Below are 894 nucleotides of genomic sequence, written 5' to 3'. Positions count from 1 at the left end.
GCTTTAAAGATACAGACCTGTTTGAACAGATTTTCTATCGCATTTTAATGACAGCTGCTAATAAAAAGTTAATAAGTGCTGAACACGTTTTCGTGGATTCCACACATGTGAAAGCCAGTGCGAATAAACGGAAATTTGAAAAGAAAATCGTTCGTAAAGAAACACGAGCRTATCAAGGGCGTCTTCAAGAAGAAATCAATCAAGATCGTGAAAACCATGGAAAGAAGCCTTTTCCATCAGATAAATTTGATAAAGAAGAGACCAAAGAGATTAAAGAAAGTACAACGGATTCTGAGAGTGGCTACTATGTGAAAGATGAACGAACAAAACARTTTGCCTATTCATTCCACGCGGCCGCAGACCGCAACGGTTTTGTATTGGGAACGATTGTAACACCTGGAAATATACATGACAGTCAGATCTTAGAGCCACTAGTTGAACARGTGATTGAGAAAGTTGGAAAACCGGAAGCCGTTGCCGCAGATGCAGCTTATAAAACACCAGCGATTACAAGCTACCTATTTAACAAAGAAATCATACCGGCTTTRCCTTATACACGTCCTCGCACCAAAGAAGGATTTTTCCGCAAACAGGACTATGTATACGATGAACATTTTGATTGTTACCTTTGTCCTTCGGGRGAGCTATTAAAGTACTCAACAACCAATAAAGAGGGCTATCGCGAGTATAAATCACCCAAACACACTTGTGCGACATGCTCATTTTTATCTCAGTGTACAGAAAGCAAAGACCATCAAAAAGTGGTGACACGGCATATTTGGCAAACACATGTGGAAGAAGCAGATCATCTGCGTCATCATCAAGATGTAAAAACTATATATGCGAAACGTAAAGAAACGATTGAGCGTGTATTCGCAGATGCGAAAGAAAAGC

The 894-nt window shown here is 39.7% G+C and carries 1 protein-coding gene; it reads left to right on the top strand.

The window, feature by feature from the left end; genetic code table 11:
- The coding region (locus AC1DVK_RS26970; RefSeq protein WP_477627830.1) for a transposase at window positions 1-894 on the top strand (894 nt) is incomplete at both ends.

The sequence above is a fragment of the Peribacillus sp. P4_B1 genome, from assembly GCF_056402395.1.
This window is presented reverse-complemented; position numbering and strand designations above follow the sequence as displayed.